At 68.4% G+C, this 11,751-nt stretch carries 4 protein-coding genes; all 4 read left to right on the forward strand.

Going from position 1 to position 11,751, the window contains the following annotated elements:
- Positions 1–51 precede the first annotated feature (51 nt).
- Positions 52–864, forward strand: coding sequence for a tetratricopeptide repeat protein (locus tag J2848_RS33585; RefSeq protein ID WP_149233365.1), 813 nt, complete (start codon positions 52–54; stop codon positions 862–864).
- 79 nt (positions 865–943) lie between these two features.
- Positions 944–2,809 carry an asparagine synthase (glutamine-hydrolyzing) gene (gene asnB / locus J2848_RS33590; RefSeq protein ID WP_149233364.1) on the forward strand — a complete coding sequence of 622 codons (1,866 nt, stop codon included), beginning with the start codon at positions 944–946 and terminating at the stop codon, positions 2,807–2,809.
- On the forward strand, positions 2,806–5,208 hold the full coding sequence (locus tag J2848_RS33595; RefSeq protein WP_149233363.1) for a glycosyltransferase: 2,403 nt from the start codon (positions 2,806–2,808) through the stop codon (positions 5,206–5,208). The genes asnB and J2848_RS33595 overlap by 4 nt, the downstream gene beginning before the upstream one ends.
- Positions 5,205–11,714: a glycosyltransferase gene (locus J2848_RS33600; RefSeq protein ID WP_149233362.1), complete on the forward strand. Its 6,510-nt coding sequence runs from the start codon at positions 5,205–5,207 to the stop codon at positions 11,712–11,714. The genes J2848_RS33595 and J2848_RS33600 overlap by 4 nt, the downstream gene beginning before the upstream one ends.
- Positions 11,715–11,751: the final 37 nt, after the last annotated feature.

Genomic DNA, 11,751 nt, shown 5'->3' on the forward strand with positions numbered 1-11,751 from the left:
TGGGAGGACGCGCGTTCCGCGGTGCTATGCCCTTTTGGCATTGTATCCCACATGATCTCTGGAGTACGATTAACAGGCTTCTTTGAAATAGATACACATCAAGAAACATTAAGAAAGCTTTCACGTCAATTGGATATGTTCTTTGGCCGGAACGATGTTTCAATTTTTTTGGATGAAGTGATGAGCGTATATTCAGAAAAATCCTCTGACCACTCATCATCAATTAAAAAAGATGAGCAAATCCCCCCGGTAATATTACAAATATCATACAGCGAAGATTGTGAAGAAACAGGTGATTTCTTTGTCGCTGGTGGTCGCTTTGACAAAGCTATAGAATTTTATTCAAAGGCAGAGAAAGAATCGAAGCGGCGACCTGAAGTTTTAAAAAAGCTGGCTCATGCAGAGATGGCGCGCGGCAACATCGTTGCGGCAGGTTTTGCATTCGATGAAGTCCTGCGAGTTAATCCGAACGATTTATCGGCCGAGGTTGGACTCGTGGAGGTGGCCATTGCTTTAAACAACCGCGACGAAGCGTCACAACGGCTCGGCAGGCTCAAAGTTGCGCTTGACCAAAGCGGAAACACGCTGGCGGCGCGTCTTGGAAGTGCTTGTCACACCATGATTCAACGTATGAGTGAGCAGACGGCCCTGTCCGCAGGATCGTCAGCGACCGACGCCCCCGCCTCCGGCTGGGACATCCGGCAGGCGATCGGCCGGCTGAAGGAGGGGGAGGAGAATGGATTGCGGGAACGCGCGGCGATGCTGATCCAACTCCGGACCCAGTCGGCGATGATCGAGAGCCTGAAGGGGCTGGTCGGCTTTCTGTCCGAGCGGCTCCGGCAAGCCGCCCGCCCGCACCGGTGACCCTGCAAAGCCCGATTCCGACTGTCCCGGGGTATCGGCCAGGACATTGGCCAAGTCATTAGGAGGCATAACGTCGATCATGTGCGGCATTGCAGGATTGGTGAATTTCGGCGGCCGGTTCAGCAGACAGGAATTGGCGAACATCGCCGAGGCGATGGCAGACACCATGATCCATCGCGGCCCGGACGACGGCGGCGTCTGGGTTGACGACACCAATTTCTGCGCCTTCTCGCACCGCCGCCTCAGCATCATCGACACGTCTTCGGGCGGGCATCAGCCGATGCAGACCCCCGACGGCCGCCATTCCATCTGCTTCAACGGGGAGCTTTACAGCTTCCTGGAGCTGAAGGAGGATCTGGAGGCCCGCGGCTACCGGTTCCGGACCCGCTCCGACACCGAGGTGCTGCTGTACGGCCTGCGCGAATACGGCACGGCGCTGCTGTCGCGCATGGATGCGATGTACGCCTTCGCCCTGTTCGACCATGACAACCGGTCGATGCTGCTCGCCCGCGACCCGTTCGGGGAGAAGCCGCTCTATTACTGGCAGGGAAACGGTCTGTTCGCCTTCGCATCGGAGCTTCAGGCGCTGACCGTGCTGCCGGGGTTCGACGCGGCGATCGATCTGGAAAGCATCGCCGGCTATCTCAGCTTCCAGTATGTGCCGGGCACCCGCACCATCTACCGCGACGTCCGCCGCCTGCCGCCCGGCTGCTATCTGCGTCTGAGCGAGGACGGGCATGCGACCGTATGCCGCCATTTCGCCTTCGAAGCGGAGCCCTACCAGGGGAAGGTCCGCAGCATCGACGAGCTGGCCGACGAACTGGAGGAGATCCTCGTCCGCTCGGTCAAGCGCAAGCTGATCAGCGACGTGCCGCTGGGAGCCTTCCTATCGGGCGGCGTCGATTCCACCCTGGTGGCGGCCATCGCCACCAAGCGGCTGAACCGCAACCTGATGACCTTCTCGATCGGTTTCGCGGACACGCCGGAATCCGAGCATGAGGACGCGCGGGCCATGGCCCGCCATCTGGGGACGGACCATCGCGACCGCATCATCTCGCCCGACATGCTGGCGCTCGGCGAACATGTCGGATCGGTGCTGGACGAACCCAACGGCGACACGTCCTGCCTGCCGACCTTCCTGCTGACCCAGTTCGCCCGCGAACATGTCACGGTCGCCCTGTCGGGCGACGGCGGGGACGAGCTGTTCGGCGGTTACGGCCGCTATTTCTCCACCCTGGAGGACGCCGCCCGCCTGGAGCGCGATCCCGCCGGCATGGCGGGTTGGGACCCCGGCAGCGCCTATTACTCGTACCGGATCCTGGTTTACGCCGACAGCGACGTGACGCGCCTGCTGGGCCGGATGCCGCCGGAGAACGCCAGCCTCCTGCGCCATCTGCGCTCCACCATCAGCCGCAGCGCGAAGCCGCTGATCCACCGACTGCGCGAACTCGACGCGGCCCACTACATGCCGGGCGCCGTCCTGCCGAAGGTCGACCGGATGAGCATGCAGAACAGCCTGGAGGTGCGCGCACCGCTGCTCGGCCTGGAGGTCGCCCGCTTCGCCAGCGGCCTTCGCCCTGAGGAGTGCTATGCCGCCGGACAGGGCAAGCGCGTCCTGAAGCAGATCGCCGCCCGCTACGTTCCCCGCGACTGGCTCGAACGGCCCAAGCGCGGCTTCGGCCTGCCCATGGCGCTGTGGGGGAAGGACCAGCTGCTGCCCCGCACCCGGGCGCTCACGCTGGATGCCGGAAGCCGCCTGCAGGACTGGATCCCGGTGGAGCGGATCGCCGCCTTCCTCGACCATCAGGAACAGTCCTACAGCGCCTACCAGCTCTGGCTGCTCTTCATCCTGGAAAGCTGGCTGCGCGCCCGTCCGGGCTATCCCGCGCACGCGTTGGGCACAGCCGCCTCCATTCGGCCCCAAGCCTCCATGGTGCTTCAGTGACCCTGTCCATCAGCCTTCTGCTGTATGTGGAGGCCGCAGGTTGCCGCGCACCGGGCGGCGTCGTGGCCTTCTGCCATCCCGAGGATCTGTCTCAGCTTCGCGGGCTGCCCAACCTGCGCGCCTGCGTCGTGCCGGGCGGACATCCGGCGCCCCATCCGGCAACCGGCGACGCCATCTCCTTTCCCTGGCTCACGGACGAAGCCTGGGGCGACGGGCCGTGGGCCGAAGCAACCGGGGGGGACGGGGCCGACCGCAACACTCTCCCGCCGCTTCTGGCCGAAGGAGAGCGGATCGAACTGCTTTTCCTCTGCCGGCAGAGCGCCATCCCGTCGGCGGCAATCCTGCGGCTGGCCCGGTTCGGCCACAAGACGGTCACGGCCATCGTCGGAGGGGCGCCCGTCGTGGTGCGCTGCGACGAGAACCGGGCGCGGCGGCGGAGGCTGATCGACGAGGCGGTTCACCGCTTCTGTGTCGACAGCGTGCGCAAGCACCCGCTGGGCAAGGCCGGCGGCTATCATCCCGAAGGGGGGCACGGCTTCAGCGCCTACTGCCCCAGCCTCGCCGCCCGCGCCGACACCAACGGCAAGGAGGGCCGCTCGCGGCTGGTGCTGCTGGAGGATGGCCGGCCGCTGGGCTCGGCGCATGCGCTGCACACGGCGCTGCGCGGGGTAGGGCGCGGGCTTTACTCGCACTGGGAAAGCCGGGTCTTCTTCTCCAGTTCCGACAACAGCAATCCCAACGAGAACGGCCGCGCCTATTCCTGGATCGAACTGCCGGAGCATCCGACGGGGATGGAACGCCGTCTGGCCCGGATCAGCGGGGTCCTGCCGTCCGGAGACTCCGCCTGGAGCACGGCCGACCTGGAGGTTGAGGATCGCGGACAGGCGCGCCGGCTACCCAGCCTGCGCCCAGCCGAACGGGTGTTCGAGGAGTGGCTGGAACGGGACGGCGGCCGGCTGCTGCCTCCCGAACCGTCGGAACGGCGCATCCTGCTGATGATCGGCTATCTCGGCCCCGGCGGCGCGGAACGGCAGATCTGCAACCTGGCGCGCGGCCTGCTGGCGCAGGAGTATGCGCCGTCCCTGATGACCATGTCGCCGATCCGGGACGAGGGGCGGCATTACGCCGACATGCTGCTGCACGACAGCGACATCCCCATCCTGTCGCTCGACACGATGACCCACGGCGATTTCATCCAGGCGACCGGGGACGAGGAGTTCCGCCGCATCCTGTGGGCGGCGGCCCCGACCCTGCGGCGCCTGCCGGAAGAGGTCCGGCTGCCGGTGATCGAGGCGATGATCCAGATGCACCGGCTGCGGCCGGCCGCCGTGATCTGCTACCTCGACATGGTCAACGTGGTCGGCGGGCTCGCCGCCCTTCTGGTCGGGGTCCCCCGCATCCTTCTGTCCGGCCGCAACGTCAACCCGACCCATTTCCCCAACCTCTACCGCCCCTGGTTCCACGGCCTGTACCGCATGCTCCTGCGGTCTCCGCGCGTGGTGATGAGCGCCAATGCCGAGGCCGGCGCCCGATCCTACGCCACCTGGCTGATGCTGAAACCCGAGACGGTCAAGGTCATCGTCAACGGCATCGCCGTGGAGGACCTGCCGCAGCCGACGCTGGCGCAGCGGGTCGAGACGCGCCTGTCGGTCGGGGTCGGCTCCTCCCGCCCGCTGATCGTCGGCGTCTTCCGGCTCGCCCCGGAAAAGCAGCCTCTTCTGTTCGTCGAGGTGATCGCCCGCATCCGCCGGGAGATCCCGCACATCAAGGCGGTGATCGCCGGCATCGGGCCTCTTCGCGAGGCGATGGAACGGCGGCTGCGGGCGCTCGGCATCGAGGACGCCATCCATTTCCTGGGCCGCAGCCAGTCCGTGAACGTCCTGCTGGGGGCCGCCGACCTGCTTCTCCACACGGCCAAGGCCGAGGGATTGCCGAACGTCATCATGGAGGCGCAATGGCAGGCGCTTCCGGTGGTCTGCACCTGCGCGGGCGGCACCCCGTCCGCCCTCAGCCCCAGCCTGCTGTCCTACATGCATGAGATCGACGATCTCGACGGGCTGACACGTTCCTGCCTGTTCATGCTGCGCAACCATGAGGAACGCCGCCGGCTGGCGGCGGAGGCGCAGGCCGACGTCCACCGCCGCTTCACCGTGGAGGCGCTCGTCGAACGGACCCTGGACGTCCTGGCGCCTCCCCCGCCGACCATCGCCACGGCTACGGCCACAAGCCCGGTCACCTCCCCGGTTCCGGCCTCCGCCCCTGCGCCCGCCCCAGCGCCCGCCAGACCGCTGGAAACCGCCATGGTCCGGGCCGTTCCGTCCGCTCCGCAGCACAAGGCGCGTCCCGCGTCCATCCCGGCAGCCCAGCGCCCCTCCCAACGGAAAAAGCGCAGGCGATGACCAAAGGCCGCCCGGACATGAACGACGTTCCCATCCCCGCCTCTTCCCTGGTGTTTCCTCCGGTGTCCCACGTCGCGAAGCGCGCAGAGTTCCTTCCCCTCCATCAGTTGATCCGCCATGAGGATGGCCGGGTCATCCGGTATGCCGTCAACGCGGCGACAGCGGGGATGGGCGCGCCCGTCCAGCAGCCGCTGGGTGCGGACGGGCTGGCCTTCACCATCCACGGGCAGAGCGGGGTTCACTCCCTTGCTCTGGAACTGGACAGCCGGGGACTGGCAGATCCGTGCAGGCTGACCCTGACGATCAGCTCCTTCGAGCCGTCGGGGGACGGGATCGCCGAACAGGTCCTCCACACCACCCGGCTGACCATACCGCCGTCCAAAGGCAACGGGGCCGCCCTGTTCGACCTGATCGGCGCGCCGCTGCGGGAGAAACGCCTCTATCGCGTCACGCTGCGGCCGGACGGGAACGCCCCGCAGGGCGGTTTCGGCGTCTGGGGCTGCATCACCGCCGCCGCTTGCCCCGAACCGTCCATCGAGGTCACCCCGGCCGTCCGCCGGGAACCGATGTGGCGCCTGCAATGGCGCGAACACGGCGCCCGCATGCAGGTGACGACCGAAGAGTGGCTGGAGAAACGCTTCGGTCTGATCCCACTGCCCGTCTATTCCCATTCCAGCCTTGAGTTCTGTTTCGAAGCCCCGGCCGCCGGCATCGACGCGCTGGGCATCCGCGTCGCCCCGCGGATGGCGCGCGGCACGGTACCGCTGCAACTGGAGTTGCACGACAGGGACGGAAATCTTCTGCTGATGCGCTCGATCCGGCCGATGCCCCGGCCGGTGGCGCAGTATGTCGATTTCGATCTTGCGGGAATCCCGCTCCAGGTCGGGGAGACCTATCGCGTCAGCCTGACCTCGCCCACGGCGGCGGCGGACGACTGCAACTGCGTGCTGGTCAACCGCGAGGGGCTTCCCGCCCGCCCGCCGGCCCCCGTCCTGGGGCTTCTGGGCGCCGAAACGGGCCTGTCGCAATATGTGGAGCGATCGCGCGACGCCCGCGGCATGACCCCGCATGGGCAAGGGCATCTGCGGGTCTGCGCCCTGCTGCCGGACGGCCATCCGCGGCCGGGGTCGGTGGCGGCATTCCTCGGCCGCGCCTTTCCCGATCATACGATTGATCTGCAAACCCTGTCGGACGGGGGCTGGGCCGGCCTCCTGCCGCGGCTGTCCACGCAGGATGTCGTCCTGTTCGTCGACCTGCATCCGCAGGCGGGCGAACCCACCCGCCTTTATGACGAGACGGTCGCCCTGCTGGATGCCGGACTGGTCTGCACCGTCCATGTCGACACCGGCCATCTCGGCACCGGCGGCCAGCCGGCGGCCGGGTTGCAGTTGGACGGAGGTTTGCAGCGGGCGCTGACCGCGCCGCTCCAGACGGCAAGGCGCTGCCGCCATGCCCTCGTCGCCGGACCGGACGGCCGGGCCGCCTGGGCGGACGGCCGCCCCGAGCCGGTGCCGGACCTGCGCAGCCTGCGCGATACGGCGCTCGGCGCCGCCCTGCCGCACATCGTGGTCGTCTGCGACCTGCGCGGCGACGGGGATGCATTCGAAACGGTTCTCCACACCGTGACCGGCCAGAGCTACGGCGGTCCGGTCACCCTGCTCCTGCTGAGCGATCCCGCCTCGTCGGAGGATTTCGGCATCCAGGCCCAGCTGTGGAGCCGGCGCGGCCGGCAGACCCGGCTGGACATCCGGGTGGTGAGCCAAGCGGTGGCCCAGGCGAAGGACGACACCGGACCGGCCGGCATTGGAGGGTCGCAGGGCCGGCGCCTGCTCCAGGCCGCCGCCCTGACGAACGCGGACGTCTGCGTCGTCCTCGATGCCGGTCTCCACGTCAACCGCGACTTCCTGGCAGCCCATGCCTTCGCGCATCGCCACCCCGATTTCGATGTCGTGATCGGAGCCCCGCCGGTGATGGCGGACGGCCGTACCCCCGCCCGCCTGCTGGATGAACTGCAGGCCGACGCCAACCACGCCCGCGACCGCATCAGGATGCAGGATCCGATGCAGCCGGACGGCTTCCTCAACGTCGCCGCCGGAAACCTGTCGGTCAAAGCGGCCCTGCTGCGCCGCCTCGCCCTTCCGCAGGAAGACGGCGCCTCCCGCCACGCCGCTCAAGGTTCCGGCACGGAAGCCGGGGGCCGCTTCGACGATCTGGTCCTGGGTTACCTGCTGTACCGGGCCGGGGCGCGCTTCGGCCGGACGGAGCATGCCTTCGCCGTCCGGACGGCAAAAGCCGCCGGGGCCACGGAAGAGGTGCCCGCCGACGGGCTGACGCCGCATGAGCGCCGGATGGAGGGCTTCAACAGCCTGTTCCGGCCCTATCCCGAACTGGCGCTCGTCGCGCGGCGCTGGGCGGTGGCCGAGGCCGGCGGCATCCTGGAAGCCATCCATGCGGACGACCGACTGGGAGAGTGCCTGCACACACCGGCCTATGCGGAGCTGAAATCCCGCTTCGGCGCGGCCGTCGCCTCCCCGGCCCTGCGCCGGGCGGCGCGCAGACCCCTGCGCGTGCTGTCCTACCGCTGGCATTGCGGGCACCAGTATGAGCTGTACAAGCTGCCGCACGAGTTCACCCTGGTGCGCGGCCTGGGACCCGGCCTGACCGACCGCTGGGATTACGAGCAGCGCCCGCTGCGGCCGAATGTCCGCTTCATCGACATGGAGGAGCTCGACCCGTCGAAATACGACGTGGCCATCCTGCATTTCGACGAGAATATCCTGGCTCCGCAGCTGGGGGCCGGCGCCCTCCCCGACGATTGGGGGAATGCCTTCCGCTGGTTCCTGGCCAACGTGCCGCTGCCCAAGATCGCCCTCTGCCACGGCACCCCGGCTTTCGCCGGCCAGTATGGCAGGGCGCGCGGCCCGATCGACCGCTTCCAGATCCACGAGACCGAACGGCAGGCGCTGGTCGACCTGCTGGCGGAACGGGGCATCCCGGTCGTGGTCAACGCCTGGCAGGCGAAGGCGGAGTGGGGATTCGCGGACAGCCGGGTGATCTGGCACGGTTTCGACCCGCAGGAATATCCCGCCGCGCGTTACGAGCGCGACGTTCTGGCCCTCGGCTCCTCCATGTGGGAGCGCCCCCATTACCGGGGCGCTTACGAGCATGAGAGGGTCATGGCCCGCCTGCCGGCCGACATCCGGGTGGAGACCGCGGCCAACCAGGACGGCGGCCTGTGGCCGAGGCAGACGAACGACTACGCCCGATCCAAGTTCCGCAGCTACATCGACCGCATCCGCAGCTTCACGGCCTATCTCGATACGACGCGGCGTTCTCCGATGCCGCGGTCGCGTGCCGAAGCGATGCTGTGCGGCGTCGTCCCGGTTTGCCTGCGCAGCGACGATGTGGGGCTGTTCATCCGCCACGGCGTCAACGGCTTCTGCGGGGAGTCGCCGGAGGAGCTGGCGGATTATCTGGTTCATCTCTGCCGCAACCGCGATGCGGCCAGGCGGATCGGCGAACGGGCGCGGCTGACCGCCCTCGACCTGTTCAACCACGACCGCTATCTGGCGGCCTGGACCGCGCTTCTCGACGAGACGCTGGAACGGAGCAAGCCGGTGCGTCCCGCCGCATCCGCCGGCATGGCCGCCCGGAAGGCTGGGGAAGCCCCGGTACCGGCTCCGGTAGAATCCCCTGCGGCGTCCTCCGCCAGGGAGAAGGCGGCCGAAGCCGAAGAGGCGCCCCGGGGCATACCGGCGGCGGTCCCGCAGACGGCGGCGTCCGCTCCAGCTTCAGCTCCAGCTCCCGTTTCCGCACCACCTCCTCCCGCGCCCACGACGGCCCCTGCCGCGCTGTCCGCAGCCGCTCCGCAAGCCCGGGGCGGGGTGGATTGGATGGTCCAGAACCAGATCTCCGGCTGGGCGTTCGATTCCGGCCGTCCGGACGAGGTGCAGAGGGTGGTCGTGCTGGTGGACGGCCGTCCGCGCTACCGGCTCGCCGCGAACCTGGAACGGCCGAAGGGCGGGGCGGGGGAGCCCCGTCACTGCGGCTTCCGCCTGACTCTGCCGTCCGAACTGTGCGACGGCAAACCGCACCGCATCGATCTGGCCATCGCCGACAGCGGTGTGTTGCTGAATGCCAAGCCCCTGCGCTTCCAGCAGCCCGACCCGGCCGGCCATTGCATCGGCCAGATGGACGGGGTGAACGGGCGGACCATCTCGGGCTGGTGCTGCAACACCGCGCGGGCCGCCCGTCCGGTCGATCTGGCGGTTCTGGTGGACGGCGAGGTCCGGGGCATGGTGACCGCCGACCGGCTGCGGTCCGGTCTGAAGCTGGTCGGCATCGGTTCCGAGCGGCACGGCTTCTCCTGGCCGATCCCCGACGGGCTGTGCGACGGCAAGCCGCATCGGATCGCCTTCGTCGTCGCCGCCACCGGCCAGCAGGTGCCGGGATCGCCCCTGACCATCCAGCCTGACGCAAGGCCGTCCTGGCGTGGACACGTGACCTTCGCGGCGGACGGCGACATCGTCGGCTGGGCCTATGACGAGAGAACCCCCGACGTTCCGGTCCTTGTCGACATCCTGGTGGACGGCCGCCCCTACAGGACCCTCACGGCCGATGTCGATCGTCCCGACCTGGAGGCGATCAATGCGGCGCGCCTCGCCAGCGGCTTCCGCTGCCGCCCCCCGTCGCCGCCACCCGGAACTGAGTCCGCGGTGGCGGAAATCCGCGTCCGGATCGCCGGCACCGGCCAGGATCTGCCGGGCAGCCCGATGCAGGTCGACCTGTGCCGGACCTACTGCGCCTGGGTCGAGCGCTACGACACCTTGACGCCGTCCGGTCGGGAGGCCCTGCGGGCACGCCTCGACGCCCTGCCCCGCCGGCCGCTGCTGTCGGTGCTGATGCCGGTCTACAACACGCCGGAGACCCTGCTGCGCGAGGCCATCGCCTCGGTCCGCCGGCAGATCTACCCGGATTGGGAGCTGTGCATCGCCGACGATGCCTCCACCGATCCGAAGGTCGCCGCAGTGCTGGCGGAGGAAAGCCGCGCCGACCGCCGCATCCGCGTCGTGCGCCGCCCCGTCAACGGCCACATCTCCGCCGCCAGCAACAGCGCGCTGGAGTTGGCGGCGGGCGAGTTCGCGGTCCTGCTCGATCATGACGACCTGCTGAGGGAGCACGCCCTGCTTCTGGTGGCCGAGGAGATCCTGGCCAACCCCGAAGCGACCCTGATCTTCAGCGACGAGGACAAGATCGACGAGGCCGGCGAGCGGTTCGAACCCTATTTCAAGGGCGGCTACAACCCGGATCTTCTGGCCGCGCAGAACTGCATCAGCCATCTCGGGGTCTACCGCATCGACCTGATGCGGCGTCTCGGCGGCTTCACCGTCGGCCTGGAAGGCTCGCAGGACTACGACCTCGCCCTGCGCGTGATCGAACACAGCCCGCCGGCGGCGGTGCGCCACATCCCGCACGTCCTTTACCATTGGCGGGCCGTCCCAGGCTCCACCGCCCTGAGGATCGACGAGAAGGACTATGCGGCCGACGCCATGCGCAAGGGCCTGGAGGCATCGCTGAAGCGGCGGGGGTTGGAGGCTCGCGCCTGCCCCAGCCTGCAGCCGCCCTTCCTGCACCTGCGGCCCCGGCTGAAGGCCTGGCCGAAGGTCTCGGTCATCCTGTCCTGCCACGGCGACGCGGCCAGGCTCGCCGACACTCTCGATTTTCTGCGGCGATTCACGGCCCGGTCCGTCGCCGAGGTGATCGTGACCTGCCCCACCGCCGCGTCGGCCGATCTGGCCAAGGTGGCGAAGGGATGGCGGAACCTGCGGCTGCTGCCGATGGACAAGGCGCCGGCCAGCCTGCGCAACGCCGCGGCCAGGGCAGCGACCGGAGAGGTTCTGGTTTTCCTCGACGAGGATACCAGACCGATGCACCGCATCTGGCTTGCCGAGCTGGTGCGCCAGTGCATGGCGCCGCGGGTCGGCGCCGCCGGTGCGCGGCTCGTCACGGCGAACGGCCTCATCCGCTATGCCGGTTACCGGCTCGGCGGTAAGGCGCACGGAACCGCGGCCTACGCCGGCCAGCACGTCGCCATGGCCGGTCCGGGCGGGCGGGCCGTGCTGCGGCAGACGGTATCGTCCGTGTCCGTCACCTGCATGGCCATAAGACGGGATCGCTTCATGGCCGCCGGCAGCTTCGACGAGAGCCTGCCGCAGGCGCTGCACGACATCGACCTCTGCCTGCGTCTGTCAGGTCTGGGGTTCCGTTCCCTGTACACGCCGCTCGCCCAGATGGTCTGCCGCGATGCAGCCCCGCCGGTGCCCACGGCGGAGATCCAGGCTCTGCGGGCACGCTGGGGCGATGCCCTGGACGCAGACCCCTATTACAATCCAAACCTGACACTGGAAACGACGGATGCGGGGCTGGCCTTCCCGCCGCGCCGGTCCCCGTTCCGGTCCCTGCAGGACGAGCCGCTTCCGGATGTGGACTCTCCCTGCCTTGTCTGACAGAAGGGATCTGACAGAAGTGCCTGACGTCTCCGGC

Origin of the sequence: Azospirillum lipoferum (genome assembly GCF_024170005.1) — a bacterium.
GTDB classification, from domain to species: domain Bacteria; phylum Pseudomonadota; class Alphaproteobacteria; order Azospirillales; family Azospirillaceae; genus Azospirillum; species Azospirillum lipoferum.

Bases quoted from the DNA above. Each gene is read 5' to 3' on its own strand.
- J2848_RS33585 (WP_149233365.1), top strand. From the start codon at position 52: ATGATCTCTGGAGTACGATTAACAGGCTTCTTTGAAATAGATACACAT.
- asnB (WP_149233364.1), top strand. From the start codon at position 944: ATGTGCGGCATTGCAGGATTGGTGAATTTCGGCGGCCGGTTCAGCAGA.
- J2848_RS33600 (WP_149233362.1), top strand. From the start codon at position 5,205: ATGACCAAAGGCCGCCCGGACATGAACGACGTTCCCATCCCCGCCTCT.